The 24,863-nt window shown below is 59.6% G+C and carries 20 protein-coding genes; 9 read left to right on the forward strand and 11 right to left on the reverse strand.

Annotation, left to right across the window (positions count from 1 at the left end; translation table 11 throughout):
* Nucleotides 1-35 precede the first annotated feature (35 nt).
* The 5 genes from ONB52_12290 to ONB52_12310 form a co-directional block, all read right to left on the reverse strand.
* Complete coding sequence (locus tag ONB52_12290; protein MDZ7416920.1) at nt 36-2,807, reverse strand: insulinase family protein; 2,772 nt, start codon at nt 2,805-2,807, stop codon at nt 36-38.
* 173 nt (nt 2,808-2,980) lie between these two features.
* Entirely contained in the window at nt 2,981-3,931 is a 951-nt protein-coding gene (locus tag ONB52_12295) for a metallophosphoesterase (GenBank protein MDZ7416921.1), read from the reverse strand.
* A 471-nt stretch (nt 3,932-4,402) separates the two neighbouring features.
* On the reverse strand, nt 4,403-5,005 hold the full coding sequence (locus tag ONB52_12300; protein ID MDZ7416922.1) for a hypothetical protein: 603 nt from the start codon (nt 5,003-5,005) through the stop codon (nt 4,403-4,405).
* 163 nt (nt 5,006-5,168) lie between these two features.
* Complete coding sequence (locus ONB52_12305) at nt 5,169-6,389, reverse strand: ABC transporter permease (protein MDZ7416923.1); 1,221 nt, start codon at nt 6,387-6,389, stop codon at nt 5,169-5,171.
* Between the two features lie 28 nt (nt 6,390-6,417).
* Entirely contained in the window at nt 6,418-7,752 is a 1,335-nt protein-coding gene (locus ONB52_12310) for an efflux RND transporter periplasmic adaptor subunit (protein ID MDZ7416924.1), read from the reverse strand.
* A gap of 739 nt (nt 7,753-8,491) precedes the next feature.
* On the opposite strand from ONB52_12310, the gene ONB52_12315 reads away from it, so the two are divergent.
* From ONB52_12315 to ONB52_12340, 6 genes are all read left to right on the forward strand, one after another.
* Nucleotides 8,492-9,799: an RsmB/NOP family class I SAM-dependent RNA methyltransferase gene (locus tag ONB52_12315; GenBank protein ID MDZ7416925.1), complete on the forward strand. Its 1,308-nt coding sequence runs from the start codon at nt 8,492-8,494 to the stop codon at nt 9,797-9,799.
* A 467-nt stretch (nt 9,800-10,266) separates the two neighbouring features.
* Nucleotides 10,267-10,719 carry a hypothetical protein gene (locus ONB52_12320; protein ID MDZ7416926.1) on the forward strand — a complete coding sequence of 151 codons (453 nt, stop codon included), beginning with the start codon at nt 10,267-10,269 and terminating at the stop codon, nt 10,717-10,719.
* Nucleotides 10,716-11,741 (forward strand): M14 family metallopeptidase, encoded by a 1,026-nt coding sequence (locus ONB52_12325; protein ID MDZ7416927.1) that lies wholly within the window; start codon nt 10,716-10,718, stop codon nt 11,739-11,741. Before ONB52_12320 ends, ONB52_12325 begins: the two co-directional genes overlap by 4 nt.
* Before the next feature lie 39 nt (nt 11,742-11,780).
* The gene (locus tag ONB52_12330) at nt 11,781-12,653 is read left to right on the forward strand and encodes a hypothetical protein (GenBank protein ID MDZ7416928.1); all 873 of its coding nucleotides are present in this window, start codon (nt 11,781-11,783) and stop codon (nt 12,651-12,653) included.
* An 899-nt stretch (nt 12,654-13,552) separates the two neighbouring features.
* On the forward strand, nt 13,553-13,999 hold the full coding sequence (locus ONB52_12335) for a MarR family transcriptional regulator (GenBank protein MDZ7416929.1): 447 nt from the start codon (nt 13,553-13,555) through the stop codon (nt 13,997-13,999).
* 176 nt (nt 14,000-14,175) lie between these two features.
* Entirely contained in the window at nt 14,176-15,558 is a 1,383-nt protein-coding gene (locus tag ONB52_12340) for a T9SS type A sorting domain-containing protein (GenBank protein MDZ7416930.1), read from the forward strand.
* Between the two features lie 267 nt (nt 15,559-15,825).
* Here the strand turns inward: ONB52_12340 and ONB52_12345 are convergent, their stop codons facing one another.
* The 5 genes from ONB52_12345 to ONB52_12365 all read right to left on the reverse strand — a co-directional run bounded on the left by ONB52_12345 (nt 15,826) and on the right by ONB52_12365 (nt 21,242).
* A complete protein-coding gene (locus ONB52_12345; GenBank protein ID MDZ7416931.1) occupies nt 15,826-16,794 on the reverse strand; it encodes a hypothetical protein in 969 nt (322 codons plus the stop codon).
* 13 nt (nt 16,795-16,807) lie between these two features.
* Nucleotides 16,808-18,115: an outer membrane protein transport protein gene (locus tag ONB52_12350; protein MDZ7416932.1), complete on the reverse strand. Its 1,308-nt coding sequence runs from the start codon at nt 18,113-18,115 to the stop codon at nt 16,808-16,810.
* A gap of 43 nt (nt 18,116-18,158) precedes the next feature.
* Nucleotides 18,159-19,211, reverse strand: coding sequence for a hypothetical protein (locus ONB52_12355; protein MDZ7416933.1), 1,053 nt, complete (start codon nt 19,209-19,211; stop codon nt 18,159-18,161).
* 469 nt (nt 19,212-19,680) lie between these two features.
* On the reverse strand, nt 19,681-20,343 hold the full coding sequence (locus ONB52_12360; GenBank protein MDZ7416934.1) for a TonB family protein: 663 nt from the start codon (nt 20,341-20,343) through the stop codon (nt 19,681-19,683).
* Between the two features lie 605 nt (nt 20,344-20,948).
* The gene (locus ONB52_12365) at nt 20,949-21,242 is read right to left on the reverse strand and encodes a hypothetical protein (GenBank protein MDZ7416935.1); all 294 of its coding nucleotides are present in this window, start codon (nt 21,240-21,242) and stop codon (nt 20,949-20,951) included.
* Nucleotides 21,243-21,319: 77 nt separating this feature from the next.
* Between ONB52_12365 and ONB52_12370 the strand changes: the two genes are divergently transcribed.
* The 3 genes from ONB52_12370 (at nt 21,320) to ONB52_12380 (ending at nt 23,900) form a co-directional block, all read left to right on the forward strand.
* Entirely contained in the window at nt 21,320-21,592 is a 273-nt protein-coding gene (locus ONB52_12370) for a hypothetical protein (protein ID MDZ7416936.1), read from the forward strand.
* A 31-nt stretch (nt 21,593-21,623) separates the two neighbouring features.
* Entirely contained in the window at nt 21,624-21,908 is a 285-nt protein-coding gene (locus ONB52_12375; protein MDZ7416937.1) for a hypothetical protein, read from the forward strand.
* A gap of 324 nt (nt 21,909-22,232) precedes the next feature.
* Nucleotides 22,233-23,900 carry a ribonuclease catalytic domain-containing protein gene (locus ONB52_12380; GenBank protein ID MDZ7416938.1) on the forward strand — a complete coding sequence of 556 codons (1,668 nt, stop codon included), beginning with the start codon at nt 22,233-22,235 and terminating at the stop codon, nt 23,898-23,900.
* Nucleotides 23,901-24,137: 237 nt separating this feature from the next.
* Here ONB52_12380 and ONB52_12385 read toward each other — a convergent pair whose 3' ends face one another.
* Nucleotides 24,138-24,860, reverse strand: coding sequence for an outer membrane lipoprotein carrier protein LolA (locus ONB52_12385; protein ID MDZ7416939.1), 723 nt, complete (start codon nt 24,858-24,860; stop codon nt 24,138-24,140).
* Nucleotides 24,861-24,863 lie beyond the last annotated feature (3 nt).

A 24,863-nucleotide genomic window follows, 5' to 3' on the forward strand; every position in this document is an offset into this window, starting at 1 on the left:
TGCGGATTGGGCCTTTTTCATTCCGGCATGCCGGTTTATTGGGCTGCCACCGGTTTGCCTTCGGCATTCAACACCACGAGCTCACCGGCATTCAGCTCGCGCAAACCGGCCTCGATCCTGGCAATATCGCCAACCAGCAGCAGCAGCGCCTGGCCGGGGACCGCATATTTCTGCGCCGCGGCATTCACCTCCGCCAGCGTGACTCTGGCTGATTCGTCGCTTTCGCGCTGCAGTTCGGTGATCGGCATGCCGGCCGCCCACAAATCGGCGATTTGGCTGGCAATGCGGCCCTGCGACTCGAATTGCTGGGCATAGCCGCGAATGCGCGCCGCCCTGGCATCTTCGAGCTCCTTCTCAGAAATCGGCCTGGCGCCGGCGAGATTGCGCAATTCTGCCAGAAACTCCGCCACGGACTCCCTGGTCTTGTTGGTTTGTACCCCGCCGCTCGCCCACCAACTGCCGGCCTGCGACAGCAGCGCGAGATTGGAGAAGACACCATAGGAGTAGCCCTTGTCCTCGCGCAAATTCAAATTCAAGCGCGTGCCGAAACCGCCGCCGCCCCACACGGCATCCGCCAGCCGCAGCGCATAGTAGTCCGGCGTCTGGCGGCCGGGTGCCGGCAGAATTTGCGTGATCACGGTTTGCGCCGCATCCTGGCGATCGACCAAATAAATTTTGCCGGCTGCCATCGGCCGGGGCGGGGGAATGCTGACCGATGGCGCGGCGCCGCCACGCCAACTGCCAAAGTGGCGCTGCACCAGCTCGGTGGCCTGCGCCAGCGTGAGGTCACCCACGAAAATCAGTGCGGAGCTGCCCGGCTTCCAATAAGTCTCATGAAACGCCACCAAATCCTCCCGGGTGATCTGCTGCACCGTCGCCGGCAGCATGGCCCGGCCATAGGGATGATCGTGGCCAAAGACCAGCATGCTGCGGAGGCGGGCGGCCAGGGCATTGGGGTTGTTCTCCTGCTGCGCGAGATTGTCGAGCGTGCGCTTCTTTTCGCGGTCAACTTCCGAGGCGGGGAACACCGGCTGGCGTATCACTTCGGCCAGAATGGCGAGCGCAGGATCAACATGGCGGCTGAGCACCTCCAAGCCGAGCTGGCTGGCCTCGCGCGTGGCAAAACCGAACAAGCTGGTGCCGAGATCGCCCAGCGCATCTTCGATCTCCAGCGCTTTTCTGGTCTTCGTGCCCATGTCGATCGTCGCGATGACCATGTTCGCCACACCCTCCTTGCCGGGAGGATCCGCAACATTGCCGGCACGGGTCACAAACGTCACCGCCACCTTGGGCAACTCCGGCCGTTCCACCACAAAAATCTCCATGCCGTTCGCGGCTTTGGCAGTTTTCACTTCCGGCGAACGGAAGGGTTTGTCCACCCCCAGCGCGGGTTGCTGGCTGCGGTCGAGCGCCACTTCCGCAGGCCGGCCGGAAGCTTCGGGATGGAAACGCACCAACAGGCGGTTGCGCGTGTCCAGCCAGGTGGCAACAGCCTGGCGCACCTCATTGACCGTGACACGGCGATAGCGGTTGACGTCGGCTTCGAACTTGTTGGGATCGCCGAGGTAGGTGTTGTATTGATTCAGCAAATCGGCCTTGCCGCCGAAACCGCCGATGCGTTCCAGCCCGGTGACGAAGTTGTATTCCCGCTTGGTTTGCGCGCGCTTCAACTCGGCCGGTGTCGGACCCTCTTTGGCCAGGCGGCTGATCTCGGCGGTCACGATATTCTCGATTTGCTCGAGGTTCACGCCCGGCCGCGCAGTCGCCACCACCGCGAAGAAGCCGGAGATTTCCATGGTATTGTTGAAGGAGAAAACATTGGTGCAAAGCTGCCGGTCATACACCAGCACTTTGTTGAGACGGGCGGACAGGCCGTCCGTCAAAATCGCGGAAGCCAAATCCAGCGGCGCTTCTTCCGGCGAAAAATATTCCGGCACCGGCCAGACCATGTAGGTGCGCGCCTGCGGCACACGATCAAAGGCGGCGACGATCTTTTCACCCTCCAGTCTGGGAATCCAGCGGGTGGGCCGGTCGAGAGCCGGGCCCGGTGGAATGCCGCCGAAGTATTTCTCCACGAGCCGTTTGGCCTCGGCGGGATCGAAATCCCCGGCAATCACCAGGGAGAGATTGTTGGGCGTGTAGTAGGTGCGGAAGAACTCCTTGACGTCTTCGAGCGAGGCCGCGCTCAAATCCTCGTGGCTGCCGATCACCGTCCAGGAGTAGGGATGGCCGGCGGGATGGAGATTCTCCACAATCAGTTTGAAAGCCCGGCCGTAGGGTTGATTCTCCAGCCCCTGGCGCCGTTCGTTCTTCACCACGTCGCGCTGGTTGTCCAGCTTGGCCTGGGTCAGGGCCTCGGGCAAAGTGGCGAGGCGGTCCGATTCCACCCACAACAACAACTCGAGATTGCCGGAGGGCACGGTGGCGAAATAATTGGTGCGATCGTTGTCGGTGGTGCCGTTGACGCCGCCTTCGCGCAGATTGGCGCCCGCCTTTTCGACATAAGTGAAATATTCCTCCGCCGCATTCTTGGAACCCTGAAACATCATGTGCTCGAACAGGTGCGCAAAACCGGTGCGGCCCGGTTTCTCATTCTTCGAGCCCACATGAAACCACTGATTGACATGGACAATCGGCAGCTTGCGGTCCACATGCAGGATCACCTGCAGCCCGTTCGCCAGGGTGTACTTCTCGAACTCGACCCTGGGCATGTCCCCGGTCCCGGGCCGGGGTTGCGCCTGGGCGAGGGCAAACAGCAGCAGCGCGCCGAGCACCAGCCCGCCGCGGCTGTACGAAGAAATTGCCATACACACTCTCCTGAATTCCTGTTTCGGTTGTAAATTTTATTGTGAGACGGCGCTGGTATCAGAATCTTCTCACCTGCGGTGGACGGACACACAGGAAAGGAATCGCAGCCTGCCTTGGGAAAAAAGCGCGCCACCGCCCGCCCGGTGCACCAGACGCCAGCAGCCCGGCATGTTCACCTCTGGTAGGGCACAAAGGTGCTCTGCACCGAGCCGTCATCGCACAAATCCACCAGAGCATAGGCCGGCGGGAATTCCTGATAAGCGCCCTTCCACCAGTTGCCCGAGACTGCGCCATTGCAAAGATATTTGATGCCGAGATATTCGACCTCGTCCTGCAGGTGAATGTGACCGCTCAGGCAAAGTTTGATGTTGGCATGCTGTGTGAAGAGATCTTTGAGGCGCCGGGCATCCAGGTGCATCCACGCGGCCGGCACCCGCCACTCGCCGCTGGCTTCATTGTCGCCGTCGAAAAAAGCGCAGAAGCAAATGATGGGGATGTGGGACAGAACACAGACGGGAGTCGTGGCGGGCGTGCGGCGCAAATCTTCGGCAAGCCATTCGAACTGCGCCTCATCGAGACGGGCGAGGTAGCCGGTGGGCGCGGGATGCGTGCTGTCGAGCACGATGAAATGCCAGCCGGCGCGATCGAAGCTGTAGTAGCGTGCGCGCAGGCCGAGTTCCTCCATCACCCATTGCTTGCCATACAACCGGTCGCTGCCGAGTGTGGCGTCAGCGGACTTCCAGCCCCAGACGTCATGATTGCCGATGCAGTGCACCACGGGCAGCGAACATTCGTTGCGCAGCACCTCCTGCCAGATCCGCCATTGCGTTTTGGTGCGCGCCTTGTCGGCGCCGAGCGCGTCCATGATGCAATCGCCGCCATTGAAGATGATCGCGGGCGGGTCCGGTTGATTCTGGGCATGATGCAGGGCGGCAGCCATGCCCTCCGCCGCATTCAGCTCCGGCTGGACATGGATGTCGGTTAAATGTGCCAGACGCAGCACCCGCCTGGACGTTGCATTGCCGGCGGGCGCGGCAAACCTCCCGAGCGCCGTTGCTCCCACGCCCGCCAGAGCCGCCTGCTGCAAAAATGCCCGCCGCGAGAGTTGTTGCGGTTGCTTCATCAATAACCCTCCTCACAAATCAACCAGCGAACCTTTGCTCCCAAACGACCAGCGAGAGAAATGCTTCCACACAAGCGGAACTTCCGGGAGGATCACTGTTGTTTGTCCTCCGCAACACCGCCCGGGTGGTTCCTCACTCTCTGGACATGACAATTACTGCCAAGCATCCCGTGGTATGACACATTCAGGAAGAAACCCGACAGGGACAACCTCCTAACGTTCCCGCGACCGCCGGCCGTTGCATGACAGTGGCTGCAATTGGCGCTTCACCCGGGCTTGGAAAACCCCGCCGCAGCCGAGATTGAATCGTTTTCACCTCTCCCGAGAGGCACGGATCCGGAACGTTCCCGCAACGATCGGTCTTGGGGCAGAAGTCCCCGGTTATCACGACAGAAGGATCAAGTCGTTCCTGAAATCACCCGCCAGGAGCGCAGCTCACACCTCTGGTCCGGCAGAGGGTGCCGCTGGAAGTCACGGCTGAATCGCGAGACGCTCGACCCAAACCAGCTCACAGGCGCCGTCGCCGGTGTCATCGCGGCTCAGGGAGCTGCGCCAGCGCCAGCCATCATTCGACCGCACGGCGACCAGATAGCCTTGGAGCACGATAATCTCTCCGACGCGAACTTCCGCCAGGGTCTGCGCGATATCCGGCGTGGCAGGAATCATGTGCATGTTGGAGCTGAAGCGAAAGATCGTGCGCAACGGCAAAGGCGGCGTTTTGCTGCGCACGAAATAACGCCGGGTGGCCTGGCTGATCGTCAGGTGCTCGAGCACAGCCTGATCGGACATCGGGCCCCAACCAAGCGCCAAATCCACCGGCGACAAATCCGCTTCACGGCCGAAATCATATCTTTTCTTGTGCAGCACACGCGCCCGGAGCTTGAAAGTGGCCAGCGGGCTGATCCAGTAATTCTTGTGCTGCCACATGCGGGTCTGGTGCAGCAGGTGCTGCTCGGGCTCTTCGGGCACGAGAATACCGGGTGGATGACTGATGTGTGGCTCAGGCCGGAAGCGGTAAATCAGAAGGCCGCCCATCCACACCACGCAGAAAACCAAGACGTGCCAAAGTTTCATGGCCTCGGGTTGCAGTGCGAGAGGAAAGTGATCTTTGGGTTTGGTGGATTGCGTGAGCGATACTTCACCGGTCGGCGCGGTGCCGCACACGGCGGACAGTTCATTCGCACCGGCGGGGAAAAAGTTGCGTCACGCCTGGAAAACTTTGCCGGCGGGCGTGGCATCACTCGTAACGCAACGCTTCGATGGTTTCCTGGCGTGCCGCGCGCCAGGCGGGATAGAGGCCAAAGAGGATGCCGACTGCCGCCGCGAAGACGACACTCACCATGATCGAGGAGGGCGAAATCAGCGTTTGCCAGCCCATCAGTTGGGTAACCAGCCGCGAGAGCCCCACCCCCATCATGATGCCGAGCAGGCCGCCGGTGATCGACAGCGCCAGGGCCTCCAGCAAAAATTGCGTCAGGATGTTGCGGCGTTTGGCGCCGATCGCCTTGCGGATGCCGATCTCGCGCGTGCGCTCGGTTACTGATACCAGCATGATGTTCATAATGCCGATGCCGCCCACCAGCAACGACACGATTGCCACAATGGTAAGCATCATCGTGATGGTTTTCTGGGTGGATTCAAAGGTGGAAATGATGTCGGCCTGATTGCGAATGTGGAAATCGTTGTCCTGGTCGTCGCGCAGGCGGTGCTGTTTGCGCAACACGCGCTCGACGTCATAGAACGCCTTTTCCATCAGGGAAGCATCGGCGACTTTCAAGGTGGAGTTGGTGAGATGATCGACGCCGAACAGCCGCATTTGCGCGGTGGCCAGCGGAATCAGCACCTGGTCGTCCGGGTTCATCCAGCCGCCGGCCTGACCTTTGGTCTCCAGCACACCGATAACGGTGAAATTCATGCGGCCGATGCGCAGGGTTTTGTCGAGCGGATCCTCCTCCGGGTCGAAGAGGTTTTCGCGCACGGTCGAGCCGATCAGGCAGACGCGCGCGCGCGCCGCCTCTTCCGCGGCGGTGAAATAACGCCCGGCCACCGCCTTGACGTTGCGCACCTCGCCGTAGTTCGGAGTGGTGCCGGTGATGCGGGTGTTCCAATTGCGGTTGCCATATTTGACCTGCGCGCTGCGGCTGAACTCCGGCACGATTGCTTCGATCTCTTCACAACTGGCCAGCACCGCTTCCAGATCCTTGCGGGTCAATTTCACACTGCTGCCCGCACTCGTCATCACCGGACCGGAACGCGACGAGCCGGGCGAGACATACAGCAGGTTGGTGCCGAGCGCCTGCAACCGCTCGGCCACCGCGCGCTCACCCCCTTTGCCCACCGCCACCACGGTGATCAACGCACCGACGCCGATGATGATGCCGAGCATGGTGAGAAACGAGCGCAGTTTGTTGGCGAGAATGGCGCCAAAGGCGACGCCCAGACTTTCACGCAAATCCATCTCTCTTCTCCAGGGTTTGCAGCCGGAATTAGCGTGGCCGGACCGGACCGCCGAAGCCGGTCATGCCGCGCATGCGATTCATCCAGGCTTGACGGTCCATCCCGGCGCGGCTGCCGCTGAAGACGAACACCTCATCGCCTTCCTCCAGACCATGCAACACTTCCGCGTATTCGTTGTTGCTCAAACCGATCTCCACCGCGCGGGGCTGGTAGCTTTCACCGCTTTTGAGCAACACGAATTTGCGCAGCACCCGGCCGTTGCCCGCCACCGGTTGCGGGCCGCGTGCCTCACCAGCGGGCGCACCCGCCACTCCGGCAAACCGCCGGCGCATCTCGGCGCGCGACGAATCCGGCGGCCGGCGCATGCGGCCCGCCATGCTGGAATCGGACAGGTTCAACGCCTGCAGTTGCGTGCGAATTTCGCGCAGTTCCTTGAGCGCCTCCTTCGGCACCAGCAAGACGTTTTCACGATCCGCCACCGTGATATCCACCGTGGCATTCATGCCCGCTTTCAGACGGCCGTCCGTGTTCGAAACAATCACGGTGACGTTGAAGGTCGTCACATTTTGCTCGACCGTGGCCAGCGGCGCGATGCGCAACACCCGGCCGTGATAAACCCTCTCGGGAAAGGCATCCGGAACCACGCGCGCCGGCTGTCCGATCTGCACCTGGCCGACGTCGATCTCATCCACCTCCGCAAAAACATACATGCTGTCGAGATTCGCCACCGTCGCGATCAGCGTGCCGCCGCTCACCGAATTGATGCCGGAGGAGATGATCTGGCCGGCTTCGACATTCTTCTGCAGGATCAGGCCGCTGATCGGCGCGCGCACGACGCAATCCCTCAGGCGCGTCAGCATGGTCGACACCTCAGTCTCGGCCTTCACCAATTGCGCCCGGGCCCGCACCTCCTCCAGCTTGACTTGATCGAATTCCGCCTGGGAAATCAGGCCACGCTTGAACATCTCCTCCTGGCGCGCCACGTTGTTGGCGGTTTGCGTGACCGTGGCTTTGGCCACTTCCAAATCCGCCACCGCCTGTTCGTAGGTGTTGCGCGCGTCGGTTTCATCGATGCGGGCGATCAAGGCGCCCTGCTCGACCCGGTCACCCTCCTCCACCGGCATCGCCATGATTTGGCCGGAAGCCTTGCTCTTGACTTCGACCTTGGTGATGGGTTCAAGCTTGCCGGTGGCGGAAACCACGGCATTGAGATCGCCGCGGTTGATCTTCACCAAGCGGCCCGCCGGGGCAACAGAGTCAGCCTCCGGCTTTCCGGCTTGCCGCGGCCAAACCATGAAATACCCGAAGGCCAGCACCGCCAACAGCGCAAAAATCGAAATGACGTGACTTCTCTTCATCTTCATTATTTTCGACTCCTAGTAAGGGCGAGGGGCATAGTCCGACTTGGGCAGCGGATTTTGCGAAATTCGAAAACTCGCCGCGCCTAAGTCGGCCTTCACTCATGTTCATGTTTTTGAAATATCTTCAATCGATCCTAAATTTTCAAAGGATTTCTCCCCAACGGCGACCTCACAACATTGGACGACTCCACACGCCAGGGGACGGAAGTCTGGTGGTCGTGGGTGAAGATAAATTGCGTGCGCCGAATTACTGAACCAATACATCGCTCTTGCAACTGTTCCCTCATCCCGGCCGGCACCATACCCGTCGAGGCTCGACATTATATACAGGGTGAAAAGCTTCCGTGAGGCCATGCCCCTCTCCTTCATCCCACAATCTGCGGACAGAGAAGAAACCGCCGGCAGGAGCTGTGAACCACTCGCTCCGTGGGAGCTGTTTTCAGCGCAGCCGGAAGATTTGAAAGGGACGCCCGGTTGACCGCCCGGCAGTTTTTCCACCTTCCCGGCTCCGGACAGGCTGTCACAGGTTGCGTGTGATCGCTTTCCAGGGCATCGTGCTTCGCTTTTTGCCCTGCCGGAGCTGCCGGTCTGCGCTCGGAAAGCGACGCAACGTTTGCAGCCGATTCAACCGGAGAAAAGTCTTGCTTTGCAGACGAAAAGCGAGTACGATGCCACCACCGAACCGTGATCCCAACGGCATTGCGACCGTGCTTTTGGATTTTCAAACGATCAACCGCCCTGCATGAATCCCGTCAGCCTTGCTGGACACGTAATTGAGCTGCTCGAAATTTTACAGCAGGATTCACGTCCGGCGGATTATCTCATCGACAGGTTCTTCCGCAGCCGCCGCTACCTGGGCTCGCATGATCGCCGCGCGCTGGCGGAGACCGTGTACGGCATCCTGCGCCATCGCCGACTGCTGCAGGCGCTGATCGCGCGAGTGCAGCCGCAGTCGGTCAACGACGCCGGCTGGTGGCTGGCAGCTTTCAAACTGCATGTCGAGAAAGCGGAACTCGCGGCCGTGGCCGCGGCTCTCACTGCTCCCGGTCGCCGGCCGGCCGCGCTCAGCCTGGCGGATTTGCGGCAACTTGCCGCGCAAAGCTGCGGAGATTTCGCCGACAATCCCGCGGTGACGCTGTCGTTTCCGGACTGGCTGGTGCATGATCTGCAGCAGCAACGCGGCAAGGCGGAGGCGCTGCGCTTGCTGCAGGCGCTCAATCAACCACCGCCCCTGACCATTCGCGTGAACACACTGAAAACCACGCGCACCGCCTGCCAGCAGGAATTGCAGCGCCGTGGCTTGCCGAGCACGCCCACCCCTCTCTCGCCGTTCGGCCTGCAGCTCAGCCGGCGCACCAATCTTTTTGCCCTGGATCTGTTTCGCGCGGGCTGGTTCGAAGTGCAGGATGAAGGCAGCCAGCTCATCTCGCTGCTGGTGGATCCCAAACCAACCTGGCGCATAGCCGATGTATGTGCCGGCGGCGGTGGCAAGACCCTGCATCTGGCGGGTCTGATGAAGAACCGCGGGGAAATTTTTGCTTTCGATGTCTCCGCCAAACGGCTGGCGAATCTGCAACGCCGCAGCCGGCGCAGCGGCGCTCACAACATTCGCGTGCAAGTGGTGCCGGAGAGTGAACTGCCGGGGCATTTGCTCGGCCGGCTCGATGCGATTTTGATCGATGCGCCCTGCAGCGGTTCGGGCGTGTTGCGCCGCAATCCCGACGCCAAGTGGAAAATCACCGCGGAAATGGTGACGGAGCTGGCGACCAAACAGCTCCACCTGCTGCGGCATTATGCTGCCCTGCTCAAGCCCGGCGGCCGGCTGGTTTATGCCACCTGCAGCGTGCTGGCGCAGGAAAACGAGCGTGTGGTCGAGGCCTTTCTCGCCGGGCATCCCGGCTTTCAAACCGAAGAGGCCGCCGCTATTCTGCAGCATTATCGGCTCGGCGGCCTGGCTGCCGGTCACCTGCTGCACCTTTCCCCTCACCAACATGGTTGTGACGGCTTTTTTGCCGCGGTGCTCCAGCGGCGCGATCAGGCCCCGGCGTGAGTCCCGCCTGCTTTGCGCGGGAACCATCCCAGCGCATCGCGGCGCTCAAACAACTGCCAGCCGCGCATAGACGCGAATGAAAAATACCAAGCTTGAACCTCTCGAAAAACTCCTGCACGGGCGCCCCCGATTTGAAGCAACTTTGCTTGTGGCATGCCGCCGTCGCTCGGGCTTGCAAAGGCGGCACGCGCATGGACGGCTTTTCGAATGATCATTGCTTGCGCAAAATCCGCATTGCTTCGCGGTCAAAATGTTTGCCTAAAAACAAAAATTTCATTTTTAAATGTCCGTGCGAAATTGCAAACTTCGGAAAATGAACCCACAACGACTTGGCTGTCGCATGTGACTCCGGGGCTTTCACAACACCCGGCGTTCGGGAAACCGCGATGCTGCCGGGGTTGGAACAGTTTCGAACTGACACCGGATTCGTGCAACTCATCCGGCAACCATCCCAGCAAGGACCAAACATGCCCAGGAATATTTTTGTGATCGCCGCAGCCCTGCTGCTGGCCGCCTGTGCCACGCCTCCGTCTTCGGCCAGGGGCCCGGCAGGATTGCGCAAAATCAGCTACCGCAGCGCCACTGAACTGGAGCGCATCCGCCAAAGCGGCGCCGAGATCATCGTGCAACAACCCGATTACGTGGTGGTTCGCACCGACTCCGCGCAGTTGGCCGCCCTCGGGCTCCCCTCCCAACCGGCAGTGGAGCAGGATTTGGTGCAGCGGCTGGTGGCCATCGTGTTGCGGGATTCCACCTCCCTGCAAACAGTGGTGGACAGCGGCGTGGATCTTTGGGAGGCGCACGGGGATACGGCGCTGGCGCGTACCTTTGACATTCAGCTCGAAAAACTGCGCCAGCAAGGCCTGACGATCACCATCATCGCCGAAAATGCCGACGAGTGGAGGAAAGAGAGGCGATGACAAACGCAACAGCTCTGCGACGCACCACCGTGCTGCTGCTGGCTTGCGGCTGGCTCTCGGGCAGCAATTGCCCCGGCCCGGACCCGCAACCACAGCCGCCCGATGCCGGCCGGTATCATACCTATGATGAAATCACCCGCGAACTGCACGATTTGGCCGCGCAATATCCCGCCATCGCGCAGGTGCATTCCCTGGGCAAATCCGTCGAAGGCCGCGATTTGTGGGCTCTCAAGATCAGCGCGGCAGTGGCCAGGGAAGAGGGCGAGCCGGAAATCGTTTTGCTCGGCTGCCATCATGCCCGCGAGTGGATTGCCGTGGAGGTTCCCTTTCTCATCGGACGGCATTTGCTGCAAAACTACACCCGTGACCCGCAGGTAACCCGTCTGCTCGATCACGCCACCATTTGGGTGACGCCGATGGTCAATCCCGACGGCCATCACTATTCCGTCACCAGCCAGCGTCTGTGGCGCAAGAATCGCCGCAACAACAACGACGGCACTTTTGGCGTGGACTTGAACCGCAATTACGGCCATCAATGGGGCGGGCCGGGGTCTTCCGGCGACACGTTTTCGGAAGTATACCGCGGCCCGGCCCCCTTCTCCGAGCCGGAAACCCGGGCACTGCGCGACTTCCTGCAGAGCCGCGCCGTGAAAGCCCTGATCAGCTATCACAGTTTTTCGCAGCTCGTTCTCTATCCGTGGGGCTATACCCACAGCCCCGCCCCCGACAGCGCGCTGCTTGCGCAACTGGCGGTGGGAATCGCAGAACGCATCCGGGCGGTGCATGGCGTGCGCTACACACCGCAGCAGGCTTCCGATCTTTATCTTGTCAGCGGCGATACCGGCGACTGGCTTTATGCCGTGCGGCAGGTGCCGGCGCTCACCCTCGAACTGCGCCCGGCCGGCAGCATTCCCGGGTTCGAACTGCCCGAAGATCAAATCCAGCCAACCTTTGAAGAGAACCTGCCGGCGGCGCTCTCCATCATGGAGTGGGCCATCACCGCTGATTCCCCTTCACAATAAGCAGAGGCGCGGCTGTCTGTTTTCATCTGGGAGCATGCGATGCGCTATCGCAACGAATTCAAACGCCTGGATGTTTTTCGCTGCCGCCATGACAGTCACGAAAAGTTCGAGTACAAAGTCTCCGCCTTTCATATTCTCGAACGCAAACACTGCTTTCCGGGCGGTTGTGTATATTTTCGCTGGCGCTGCAGACTGTTCGAGAAGGGCAAACCCTGCATTCGCGGTTATCAACACGTGGGCCGCCGTTGCGAGGGCTGCCAGCATTTCATCGACGAGAAGGTCAACAACCACCCGGAGCTGAGGATGCCGGAGGCGGATTTCGCGAGCTGGCGCGAGCGCTATCAGGAGTTTGCGGAATGGGTGGAGAGGATGCAGGCGCGCGAGGTGAATGTGCTGGGCGTGGTGGCCGCGGTCAAGCCGCGCTTTCAAAAATTCCTTTACCCCAAGTCGGAAAACCTGCGGTTGCGCGGCTTTCAGCTCGCTTTTGCCGAGGCCTTTGTCGAAATGGATCATCTCGACGATGACTGCTATGCCATCGTCAGCCGCGAATTTCAGGACCGCCACCGCCTCGCGCCCGGCGCGCGGCTCGAGTTTCGCGGCACCTTCACCATGAATCGCGGGCGGGTGTTGTTTGAAAAGCTGCGCCGCGTGGAAATCGTCGCGCCGGCACCCCAGGCGGCAGAGTGGAATTCCAGCACGGCGCTGGTGGCGCGCAGCGTGGCCACCGGCTTCGACTGGCAGCCGGCCAAGTGCCTGCAGTGCAAATATGGCGTACTGGCCGATGTTGAAGACCGACGCCAGCCGGAAACCGTGGCACGCCGGCAACTCTACTGCCTGCAGGGCATGCCGCATCCCGATCTCTGCACGCTTGTGCCGGGCCGCTCACTGGCGGAGGATGAATGCCAAAAATAGTGGCTGAATTTTGCATGCCGGCTCGCTGTTGTCTGAAATGAATGACGTGTTCACAAAACTCCGCCGGTTATTTCTATCGCCGTCAAACAAAACTTTTTTCGAATGTGGAGCGGCCCTGACTTCGAAATTCGCCCGTTTGCCGAGGGCGTCACGCCTTCTCTCCCACGAAAATAAAGTCCCACGAAAAGTTTTTTTCGTGGGCGGAATGTTTCTGCTTGATGCTGAGGCTGACTCGTGTTTTCTCCCGCAAAAATGCCCCTCACGAAAGCGCTTTTTCGTGGGACTTCGCGTTCGTGGGCGGATTTTTGGGTTTGATCTTGACTTCGAGGGTTGAATCTCTGCCCTGTCATGAACAGGGCGTCTCAAATGGAACCGCCGGTTGCCCTCCCTCTCATCGCAAGGCAGCACCAAGAAACAGCTCCAGCGGAGCAAACTGTTTATCGCTGCGTCCCACCCCCCCCAAAATGCGACATCCGAAGTGGCCGGTGGAATTTACCACTTTTGTTTTGTAGTAGACCCTTCAGGGTCGGTGCCTGAAGGCACGACTACGAAAGCTCATTTTTTATTCTGATGGGTGCCCATATGGGCTTGGCAAATTCTCATGATTTGGCGCAGTTTTGCTGATGAGAACCCCAAAGGTCACTTTTTTCGGAGTTAACCGCAGGTTGGCCGGAAAATTTTTATGCACCAGCCCTTGGGTGAATGGGCGTCGCGATCAAATCGGGGTTCCTCGCGAAGGGGATCAATCTGGATGCAAAAATCAGGTTGAAAAATTAGTGCCATTGGGCTCCTGATCTGTTCTCGCACTCTCCGGCCATTCCCCAAAATTTTTCAAAAAACGGCTTGACATTTTATTTGCTATTAGCAATATTTGCCAGAGTCAAAATCGACTACTGTCAATGAACCGTGAACAAAAAAAACAGGCGGAACGCCTGGCTGATCTCACTTTCGAGTTGCTGGAGAGATGCCAGCTCAAACGCGAGCGCATGGCGGAGCAGTTGGACTTGACGGTGGCGGAATTCAAGCTGCTGCGCGGTTTTCAACAGGATGATGTGCTTTCGGTGAGTGAGCTGGCCCGCCGGGTGGATTTGACCAGCAGCCGCCTGACCCGCATCATCGATGGCCTGGTCGAAAAGGGCATCGTCCGGCGCGAAATCGGCAGCTCTGACCGCCGGGTGATGAATGTCACGTTGACCGCAAAAGGCAGGGAGGTGCGCGCCGAGTTGCGCCGGATTTTCGTGCAAACCCATGAGGAGATCATCGCCCTGCTGCCGCCGGGCGTCGAAAAGTCCGTGATCTTCGCCATGGAAAAACTGCGGGATGCCCTGCAGCAGTGGTCGGAGTGATGTTTGGGCTGCAAGGACATGCCAGGTACAACCGTGCGGTGAGATGAATATTGATGACTTTCATTTTCTTCGAAAGGAGGTGTAAGGAGACCTGAACGGACAGCGTGCCCTGCGTGGCCACCGCCATGAGAATGATGACCGGCAAAACCATCATGTCAAAATCTGTGAGGTGAGTTATGAAAATGTTGCGATTTGGTTTTGCGCTTCTGTTGCTGGCGTTTCTGCCAGGCCATCTGCTGGCACAGGTGACCAGCCTGCATTACAAACGCACCGGGAAAAACGTCTTCTATGATGCTGCCAACGGCGGCTTTGAGACCCTCACCAACATCCCCTATTCTTCGCTCAAGTGCGGCAAATGCCACGGCGACAGCCTGGCCAATGGCATCCCGGTGGTTGACTCGACCTACACCCCCGGCTGTAATGATTGCCACGCCACCTTCTCGGCCGGCGGCGTGCCCTCCCCCAAATCCTGCTTGAAGTGCCACGGCCGGACCAACGCGGAGATTAATTACGCCAAGAGCGATCCCAGCTTTGCCGACGTCCATTATGCCAAGGGCATGACCTGTACCGTCTGCCACACGCGCGAGCAACTGCATGGCGATCTCGGCAGCCGGCTCTCCATGCTCGATCCTGACCCCAACAAGCCGGCTTGCGAGAAGTGCCACACCAGTCTGCCATCAACGTATGCCCACACGACGCACACCGCCACGCTGACGTGCACGGCCTGCCACACCAAGTCGGTGCAGACTTGCTACAATTGCCATTTTGAAAGCGAACTGGCAAGCGGTGGCAAGATCAAGCGGCCCATCCGCCAGATGCGCAACTTCGTGCTGCTCACCAACCGCAACGGCAAGGTACAGGCGTCAACCTTCATGGCATTGACCTATCAGGGCAAAGCCTTCTACACGATTGCACCGTATGTTTCGCACTCGATCGTGAAAGAGGGGCGGCAATGCAGTGACTGCCACAACAACGCCCGGGTGCAGGAATACAACACCACCGGCGCGATCAAAATAACGTGGTGGGACACCAGCGTCACCCCCAACGCCATCCGCAACACCACCGGCGTGGTGCCGGTGCCGCCGGACTGGCGCCAAGCCCTAAAATTCGATTTCGTGACCTATACAGGTGATCCCACCCTGCCGACGGATCCGACCAAGTGGGTCTACCTGAAATCTGTGGCCGATACCGCGCAGATGCTCAGCCAGTATGCCCAGCCGCTGACGCCTGCGCAAATGGCAAAACTGGCCATTCCCATCTCGGCAGTCGGTGAAAAAAACGGCGCGCTGCCGCTCACCTTCGAGCTGCTGCAGAATTACCCGAATCCCTTCAACCCGGAGACGGTGATCGCCTTTGCCCTGGCCAAACCTGCGGTGGTGAATCTCCGCGTGTTCAACATGCTTGGCGGGGAGGTTGCCGTGCCGGTGAAGGATCAGGCGTTACCGTCCGGCATCCACCGGGTGAAGTTTGTCGCCGACCATCTGCCCACCGGCGTTTACTTCTATCAGCTCCAGGCCGCCGGTTTCACTGCGGTCAGGAAAATGCTGCTGGTGAGGTAGGCTTCACAGCGAGGTGATGGGGAAGAGGGGCGGAACAAGGCGGGCAGTTTGCATTGCAGTGAACGAGCGGGCATCTTCCTGACAGATGGAAGATGCCCGTTTTTTTCGGGAAGAGAATGCCGCGCGGGAGAGGAGAGCCATGAGTATTCCTGTGTTGGAGGCGGTACGACCGCAAAGTATTTAAAGCAAGCCCCTGCCCGCCCTCACTTGCAGACTGACAGTTCATGCCGCGATTGCGCAACGCCACGCGATTCTGTCCTTTTCGCTTCAGGGCTTTTCCACTTCCTGGCCGTACAGATAATACCAATCATCATAATTGGCGAGGATATCCTGCAGGGCTTTCGCCGCCTGGGGGGGAAACACGTTTTCGACTTTATGCCATTTATCGGTGAAAAGATGGGCATTTTCCGCATGCAGGAATTGCACGAATTCGAGAAAGCCGTGCGATTCCCGTTCCGGCTGAAATTGGAACTCGCGGCGGAGTCGTGCCGGATCATCCTGTCGCAGACGTTGGTAGCCTTCATGGGCCTGCAGATGAGCCTGGCGCAACTCGGCCTTGCGGCTGGCCCACGTGCGCGACTGAAGCAGCGCCTCAATCAGCCGGCGCTGGCTCGGTGCCAGCTCACGGCCGCGCAATTCACCGCTGCCGACTTGATAAAGCAGGCGGCCCGCCAAGCCACTGGCAGCAAGCAGGTCCGCAATTTGGATGTAATCTACCGAGGCGGTGAGCGGCGGGCGCGGTGGTTCGAGCCAGCCCAAACCGATGAGGTAACGCCGGCGGGTGGTATCCAGCGTGGCATTCACCGTGCTCGTCTGCACGGGAGTTGTGGGGAACAGCTCGGGACGCGGGAGGTGTGAAGCGGGGGGTGCCACTTTGGGTGGGGGAGCGCCGGGCGGAGGTGGTGTTGTTTGCGCCGGTGGCGTCACGGGTTGGGTGGGGGGGCCGGTCTCTTCTTTCCGCCACTGCGCCACGTAGGCCTCCGGCGAAAGTTCCCGGCCATCCGCCAGACGCACCGCCACGATTTTTTCAAGCGCGATGACTTCGCCATAAGTGAAAGCATCCTTTGCGGTGCGTGCTTCGAAATAGATTTGTCCCTTCCACACATCCGTCACGGTGCAGGCAAAGGAAGAGCCCCCCTGCAACCGCAACGTCACCGCCCGCTCCTGAGCGAAGAGGGAGCAGACAGTGACGAGCAGAAGCAGCACCACGCACGATGAAAAGCGGAAGCGCCTCACAGGCCGATCCTTGTTAAAAACGAAATGCGAGCGAAGCGAAGGCTTGCTTGATCGTGATCTTTTCGGAAACCGGCACCAGCGTGTCGCTGAAATCATCCAGCGGTTCTTTATAGTCATGCCACTGGCCGGTGAGCACGGCGAGATCGAGGCGTACCTGCTTGTCCAGAAAGATGCCGACGCCCGCGGTCACGAACTCGCGATCGGCATCAGCCGGCAACCCTTTCAGGGGATTGGGATCACGGAAGTAACCGGCGCGCAGCTGCACATCCAGCACCGGCAGGGTGAACTCGGCGCCCAAGCGCAGGCGGGTGGTGGCACGATAGTTTCGCGCCAGCTCATCATTGGCCTCGTTGCGCGACAGACCCGCGATCGGCGGTTCGGTGGTATAGCGAATCTGCGACCAATCATTGTGTTCCCAACTGCCGCTCAGCAGCAAACCGGCGGCATTGAGCGAAGCGCCGGCGCCCAGCGAGAAAGGCGATCGGATTTTGTATTGATACCTACCCACCTCGTGGGTGTCGTCAAGGTTGCCGTCGTCGAACTCGGTTTCCTCGCTGGACTCCCAGCGGTCTTTGACCGTGAAAGTCGCGGGCGTGCCCAGGGTGAAGCCCAGCCGCAACAACGAGGAGGCGCGGTACAGGCCGGCGAGCTTGAGATTGATGCCGGAGAACGTCGAGACCACCGCTTCATCATTGCGATAGGAGCGAAAGGTGTAAAGATCAAGAACGTCGCTCTCCGTGAAACTGCTGAGGTAGTCGTTCTTACCGGACCAGATATTGAGAGCGGCACCCAGCGAGAAGTTGGGCGCCACCTCGGTCGCGCCCGCAAAGGTCCAGGTGCTCAAGCTGCCCTCTTCCAACTCGCTCCAGCGTTGATTGACCGAGTCGCCCGGCGTGCTGTTGAACCAGGTAAAGCCGAAATTGCCGTCATAGGGCCGCACGCGATGATAGCCGAGCGAGAACACCAGGCTGCCGCGATAGGTGGGAATCGGATAAGCCAGGCCCAGACTGTTGAAGTTGGTGGCGGAGGCTTTGTCAAGGTTGCGGTTGAAGCCAAAGGCGGTCTCGTTCTCACGTTGCGCGTGGCTCAAAGTGGCGAAACCTTCCAGCCGGCGGATTTGGGTCAAGGCGGCGGGATTCCAAAATGCCGCACTGTAATCGTCACCCACACCGGTGTAAGCGCCCCCCATGCCCAGGGCACGCCCGCCGACGCCGAATTCAATCCCGCGCTGAAACACCTCTTCCTGAGCGTGTACGGTCGCCAGCAAACCGGCAGCGCCGATGCCGAAAAGCAGCGCCCGCAAACCATGTTTTATCTTCATAGTGATCTCCATCTCGCTTTAGAATGCGTTCCTGTTTGCAGCTTCAGTTCCTGCTCCGGCGGTTGGAAGAACCGGAGTTACTGGATTTGGATCCCGAGCTCGAACTGTCTCGGCTGGGCGAGCCGGAATGTCCGGAAGAACTTCCGGAACTGTGAATCGAAGGCGCGCCGCTGGAGGAAGATTCGCGCGACGGTGCGATCCGGCGTGAGCTCGAGCCGTCGCCGGAAGACTTCCGGCCTTCACGCCGCGTGCCGGATTCGCGCTGCCCCGATGATTTTGGCTTGCTGACGCTGTCGGCGCTTTTTGAGGTGCTGGGAGCGGTGTAGGTTCGATCAGTGGGGCGCGGGCTGCCGACCGCATCGGTGGTTCGATCTTCGATGCTGCGTCGGGAGACCCGCCGCCGGTCGGTATTTTGGCCCTGCCCCGGTGTTGTGCGCTCGCGCGTATCGACTTCACTCCGGCGCTGGCGGCGATATGAACCATCGGCGCCACGATCGAAGACCGTATCACCGGGTTTGCTGATATTGGTACGATCGGCAATCGGCTGGCTGATGCTTCCACGTCGGCCGCCGAAATCGTCACCGCTGTCACGGCTGCCGCGCCGGCCAAACTCGCGTTTCTTGCCTGCCACCGGCGGATCGTAGACAGGTGAGCCGGGATAGTAAATCCATCCGGGGTGATAGTAGGGCCGCGGTCCCCACCAGGAATAATAGTCCCGATACCAGGGATCCCAATAGCCGACCCAACGGGTGCCACACCAGTTCCAATAGTCGTAGAATGCACCCCAGCCAATCGAAAAATAGAAACGGTTGCGCGGATGATAGGGATAATAATACCAGGAATAGTACCATGGATCCCACGGATCCCAGGGATCATAGTCATAAATGTAGATGTTGGTGACGCCGGGCCGGTCGCGCTCGTCGTCTGAATTTTTGGAATAAGCAGCCTCTTCCTTCTGTCCGGCCTCGTTTTCGTCTATGACGGCCACATCAGGCTCATCATCTTGATCTGGACGCGCGAGCTGCGTGTAACAACCGCTGATGACAAAGCTCATCACCGTCAGACCAATGGCTAAAAGACAGGCTTTCGGTTTCATGGAGTTTTCCTCCTTAAATCAAGCCTTGACTTTACTGCAAGAACTTTGGGGATTTTCATCGAAATTTATGTGATGCCGAAGGGCACCACTGTCGGGCACTTCGTTATCAAGCACGAATGCGTTTCATTCGCGTCGTGCACATTAACCGACAGGCGCCCAAGCGGTTCAATCCTACATCAGCAAAACCACAAACTACGCAGAGGTTTAATCCCCTGAATCCACTTCCTGTTCCCCTGTTTTTCTAGGGCAAGCGTCGTGCCATACTGGGTTTGCGGATGAAGCAACATGCCCCCAATGATTTTTAAATTTTTCCAGTGACTTGCAGCAGCATCCCGGCGCTGGCTTTTTGAGCGTCTGCCACTGTCATGTTGCAAGTCTACGCAATTGTAAAGACGATATACACAACCTCGAAGCTGGATGCGTCATCTTCTCACACAATCCCCTGTGCGCCGTTTCAACGGTCGCGGGATCATTGGCGATAGTCAAAGTTGTAGGACAGAGTGAACCAGGATTTCAACGGGCCGTTTCTGCCGCGTGCAGGCAAGAAGCGCGTCGCTTGGGCGGCTTTTTTGGCGGCTTCAGCGCACAGTTCACTGCCGGTGGTGTTCTCCAGGATCGTAACGCTCAACACCCTGCCGCGTTCGCTGATTTCCACGCTCAGCTTGACCTCGCCACGCACCCCCTTCTTGCGTTCCGCTTCGGGAAACTGGGGAAAAACTGAAGCCAGAGGCCGCGCCGGAGAAAGCAAGCCGCCACCAACCTCCTCCAACGCGCCGATTTCGCCGGCTTCCACTCCGCCGGCAACAGAGTCGGAGACTTCACCCGCTTGGAGTTGTGCCGGCTCAGGCAGTACAGTTTGGGGGGCGGGCTGATCCTGGCTGGGCAGCACCACAGCCGGTTTGGGTGGCGGTGGCAGACGGCTACCCTGCCTGGTGGCCGGCACATGCTCCACCGTGATTACGGGAATCTTGACTTCCACATGCTGCTGCGCCAACGGCAAATACCAAAATTGACTGGCGTAGCCTGCCAGCCCGGCGAGCGCAATCACTGCCAGTAACGCCCACTCAATCCGACGTGAATAGCCGAGCTTGAAAGTCTCAAAAGCTGGAAGGTTTTCGTTGGAACTTTTCATGGATACGCCTGCCTCCCCCGCAAGCCGGTGGTTGCAGCAGTGGCGCTCCTGCGCGCCACACCGGTGAATCAACCAGCGTGCGGTTCATGCCCGAGGGCAACGCCAATATAGTATTCCACCCGCCGAATACAACGCTTTTCTTGCGACCGAGAGCGAGATCATTTTACACATATCAACTGCCAAGTTGTCTCATTGCCGTACGCACACCAAAATTATCTGCTCACCGTGCTGTCATGACCCTTGCAATTCCCGCTGGCGTGGCCTTTTCCGCCGCCATGCCACTCCCCGCTTGCGACAGCATCGCACACGATACACCCGGGCGGGCACCGCCGTGATCGTTCTGCCCACTCACCTCAACGGCGATGCGCGATTTCTCAACGGCACCGTCAAAGAAACACAGCGGCAACACCACCGTGATCCTCGCCTTCTCCACACTGCCAGGCGTGCGGGTGGGTTAGTCGGGAAGTCCAATCGCGCAGACGGTTCGTTTGCCAGTGCCGTCAAGCCGGCCAGTACACGCTCGTTTGAGGCACGAACCGGCAGCGCGGCCTCACCGCAGACACTGAGTTCCCCGTCAGACGAGGCCGCACAAAATCTTCCGGGCGTCACGAACCGTTGTATGCCGGCAGAGAGGCCACCTGTCTGCGCGAGAAAAACTTGATCTGCACAGCCGGTACATTCAGGCTGTCCAGCAACCATGGTTCCCTTTCAATGCTCAAATCGGGATATTGTCCCACCCGCCGGTCGGGATAATTTTCCATGCCCACATGGGCACCCATCGGGATGAAAATTTGGCGCACAAACATCTTGTCTGCATGCAGACTGAAAGGCTGGGCGGCAGCACTTTCGTTGTAAATCTCCACGCTGCCGCGGCCCGCCAAGGCCACAGCAATCAGCAAGAGACAGTCTTCAAGCTTCTTGACTCAGGAGGTTCAGACCTTGAAAGGCACTCCGAATCAGGAGCCGGCCTTGCCATATGCAAAGCCAACTGCTTGCCGGTGTTGAACAGAAGTCCGCACGCTCGCCGACAGAAAGTTCGACTTGGTCGTCTGCATTTGACGATTGTGCAGGTACTGGCAAGGCACATAATGTGAACAACTCGAAACTTATCACCGCTGCGCGAAAACCCCTCGCCATGCAGGAAAGGCTGATTTCCACAAAAAGTGATCATCCATATACCAAAAAATTATTTTTTTTCTTGAAAAGTGTATATAATGGCACTATATTTTGCCAATATTTGGTGGCTTGATAGACACCATAACTTTTCAAAGGAGGTCGAGATGAAGAAAGCGCTTGAGCTTCCTCGCGGAGAACAGGTGCCTGTTGATGTGGATCTGCGCTACTGGCGTGGCCGGCTGGAGCCGTTTCAATTTCAGTTTATGAGTGACTTGTACCGCATCAGTCGCATCACCAGAAGGCAGGTGCGCACCATGGCCGACGGCGAATTCCGGCAATATTGGGTTCGCGTTGAGAGCCTGCCCGGCACCTTTCAGCTCACCGAGGATCTCAAGACCGCGTTGTGGCGGCTGAGCCGCACCTTGAAAACCCAGAGTCGCTGTTTTTGATTTTTGGATTGGCAAAGAGTTTTGTGTATATTGGCCGTGGCTCAAGATGGCAATTTCAGAGAGGCGGGCAAAGCCATGGTCCCGGCCGCTACCCCCAAGGTGGCGGACAGACCCATTTACCCATGCTTTGGGTGCAAGTGATGCTCCGGCACATTTCACCGCTGCTCCACTCTGCTTTTGCTGCCTTGAGCCTTTGCCACCACGAGGCGATGTGGGAAATCGAAAGCGCCTGCGAGGCGCTGTTTTTCCCCGCTGAGGTGATGGTGCCATTTGCACCTGATTCCGCGCGGCCGGCCACGGAGGCGCGACCAAACTCGAGCCATCATGACAACCAACCTCGCTGCCCAGCCTGATTCCAGGAGTGCTCCGAACCCTCTCACCCCGCCCCCCAATCCCAGGGAGGAGCAACGCCAAAAGCTGTTCCAGGTCTTGTTCGATCTGTTTCGGGACACGCTGAAAAAGTCCTGGCGCCGGTCGGAACTGCAACAACACCCGCTGGGAAAGCGGCTGTTGCGCCTGGCGCGTGCCACCTATGAACAGCGCAGCCACTATCCGCTCACATGGCGCCAGCAATTCGTGCGGCAGGCGCGCACGCTCCATTCCCTCACCGGCTATCGTGACATTCGCATGCTGTTGTTCGACTGGCTCAAGCGCATGGAAGAGTTGCCAGCCGACGCGGATTTATTCGTTTCCTCCGAGCCGGCGCTCCGCCGCCATTTGCACCGCCTGGCCGGGATAACCGCAGCAGCACCGGCGTTGCCGGCCGTGAGTGCACCTTCTGACGACGCTCCGGCAGTGGTGCTGACCGTTGACAATCCCGAGACGCATGATCGCGACGACGCACTCAGTTACCGCCGCACCCCCGAAGGCGAGGAGATCGGCGTGCATGTTCCGGATCTTACTGCCTTCGTTCCCGCCGGCAGCACATGGGATGCGTGGGCGGCGGAGCTGGGGGCTTCCGCCTACCTGCCGCACCGCACCATCAACATGCTGCCGGAGGCGGTCAACCAAGCCGCCGGCCTGCAGGCCGATCACACCCGCGCGGTGCTGTCGTTTTACTTCACCCGCACGGCAGGTGGCGCGTTCCGTGTCAACCGCATCATGCGGGAAAGTCTGGCCGTCAACCGCAATGCCGATTACGAAGAGATTGAAATGTGGCTGGAGGTGGGTGCCCCCGGGCCGTGGAACAGTGCGTTGCAGGCCTGGCTGGCCGGCGCACAACAACTCGAAGCGGCACGGGTGGCGGCCGGCGGTCGCATCTTCGCGCGCGAACAAATCGATGTGCTGCTCGACGCTTCCGGCCGGGTGGAGCTGCGGCGATACGCGCAAAACAGCGCGGCCCGCAAAATGATTGCAGAATGGATGATCGCCGCCAATGCCGCCGCGGCTGACTTCTGTACCGAGCATGACCTGCCCTGTCTCTACCGCACGCAGGAGCGCACCAGCCCCGCCGAGGAGGAAGCCGGGATGGAGAGCGAACCGCGCTTTGCCCGGCCGCAACTGAGCGTGCAACGCGCCCCGCATCATGATCTCGGTCTGCCGGCCTACACCCAAATCACTTCACCGCTGCGGCGTTATGTGGATTTGCTGATGCAGCGCCAGCTCATTGCCTTCCTGCAAACCGGCACACCGTGCTACTCCACGGTCACTTTGCGCGGGCTGGCACAAATGCAGGATTCCTTGAACCAACGTTTGCAGCGCTTGCAGGCGCGCGCAGAATTCTACTACAAATGCGTCTATCTCGCGCAACATCTCGGCACGCCCTGGAAGGCGGAAATCCACCACAGCCCGGCGCCCTCACGCTCGCTGGTGTTGCGCCTGCCGGAAATCGGACTGCGCCTGTTTTTGCCGCAATCGTCCATCAAGGGCTTGGGCATGCGACAAATCCCCCCTTATGGGGCGGCTATGCCGGTGCTGGCAACGTGTTTGGAGATGGATCCCGATCGTGCGGTGATGGTGTTTCAAGTGCGGAAAACTGTGCCGGAACGGTGAGGCGGGGAATGGACCGGCGGGAGGAAATCCGGCAATTTCATGGAACGCTGCCGGCTGACTCTGCCTGCGGCTGCTGTTGCTGGTGCGCGGCAGTTGCAGCGTTTTGACGGAAAAGCGGGGTCGAACTCCGCGCCCTCAGTCTCCCCACAAAAAACGACGCTGCGGTGTGCGCCCAAAAAAACTGGCCGCCGGCGCTGCCACTCCGCCGTGGGATCGGCACAGCGGAGTCAGGCCGCCCTACTTTGAATTTTCCCTCCAATCCACCACTTCCACGTTCTCTGGAATTTTGAACGTGAACAACTGATCGGCAAGCGTGGGGTTGATCACGACGTTGTGCAGCTTGTAAACCGTCAGGTTTTCGTTGAGATCGACTTGCTCGATCTTTACCGCAATCCAGTTTTTCTTGTCCACCCAAACCGTCACGCTTTTGGCGAAGGATTCTTCCTCCAGGCGCGGTGTGAGGCGCACGACGTGGCAGTCGCCCTGCTCCCAGCGTTCATCGCGCAGGTATTCCGCCTTGAAATCATTGGTGTACTTGATGAGCAGGTCGCGCGGCAGCGGATTCTCCGGCGACTTGGTCATGTGGTCGATGAAAACCTGCTGCTTGTCGACCGCATGAGTCCACACGGTTTTGCCGTCGGTGACGATGGTTTGCAAGTCGGTCTCCACGCGGTAGCGGTCGCCTTTTTTGAGATAAAGCTTGCCGGTGAGCGTTTGGGTTTCGCCGGCGAGTGCCCAGGTGTATTCCCTTTGAAAATCGGCAGCCAGGGCTTCGAGCTTTTCATAGGTGGCGCGCACCCGGCTGATGATTCTGTCGGCGTTGTTGTTCTGGCGCGGGGCAAACCCCGTAACGCCTGCGAGCGCCACGAGCAGAAACAGAGCAGGCCGCGGGAGAACAGCCCGGGAAACCATTGCGAAACGGCGGGGGCCACGCGCGGCGCACCAAGTGAAAAAGTTCATCTC

It is taken from the genome of candidate division KSB1 bacterium (genome assembly GCA_034506255.1).
GTDB classification, from domain to species: Bacteria; Zhuqueibacterota; Zhuqueibacteria; order Zhuqueibacterales; family Zhuqueibacteraceae; genus Coneutiohabitans; species Coneutiohabitans thermophilus.